At 37.1% G+C, this 831-nt stretch carries 1 protein-coding gene; it reads right to left on the reverse strand.

What is annotated here, in order from left to right:
* The coding region (locus H5072_RS20615; RefSeq protein ID WP_259396016.1) for a GNAT family N-acetyltransferase at window positions 1-785 on the reverse strand (785 nt) is incomplete at its 3' end.
* Between the last annotated feature and the right edge of the window lie 46 nt (window positions 786-831).

The following is an 831-nucleotide window of genomic DNA, read 5'->3' on the forward strand; positions in this document are numbered from 1 at the left end:
GTGTGATTAAAGTTGCTATCAATGGCCATGCAATGAAATTGAGCGCCTAGCTTGTGGTATTGCTTTAATAAAATCGGTATGTCTTTTTTATCTTCTTCTATTCCCATAACCAATGCTGATACATGGCCTATGTTTAACGTATGGTCATTAATAAAGTCTTCAAATTCTGGGTGGAGCTTATTATTAAAAGGCGTATTGGCGCTAACACCTTGTTTATTATTAACCATTGCATGGTCAATAATTGCAACAGAACGAGGGTCATAAAGTTTACTTAATGAAACCGTGCCATATAAAGTCCTATAGCGTGGATTTTGCGCCATAAACGCACCGATCCCTTTAAATAGCAGTAATAACCCATGGTAACTGCCCTGATGTTTTTGAACTATAAACGATCGACCCATTTCTAAGCACGGCTGTTGCTGATTAATAAAAGAAGGTTCGAAGTTAAACATTTGCGATAAATAAAGAGCGCTCACGTCGCTATTTTTTTGTAATAAATCGGTTTGTCCAATTCTATAAGCACCAATAATTTCTTCATTTTTATGATCAAAAATAAACAAATGCATGTAAGTCGCATCAAACTTATCTGTGTCGCATGGCTCGCCACTTCCTTCGTTTAATGTGCGAAAGGTTATTTCTCTGAGGCGTGTTATTTCCGTAACGCAATTAGGTATTTGCTCTTGGTAGCCGTAATAAACTGAGTAACCTTTAAAGTCGACTAAATGCTGCTCGCTTGGCAAGTTTGCAAGCTCATTTTTCATTTTTGTTTTATCAACTTCTTGCATAATAGCTTTGAGCTGTGTTGATTGGTTATTCTCTTGCCAAGGCGTT

Source organism: Pseudoalteromonas sp. SR45-5 (assembly GCF_014163565.1).
Taxonomy (GTDB): Bacteria; Pseudomonadota; Gammaproteobacteria; order Enterobacterales; family Alteromonadaceae; genus Pseudoalteromonas; species Pseudoalteromonas distincta.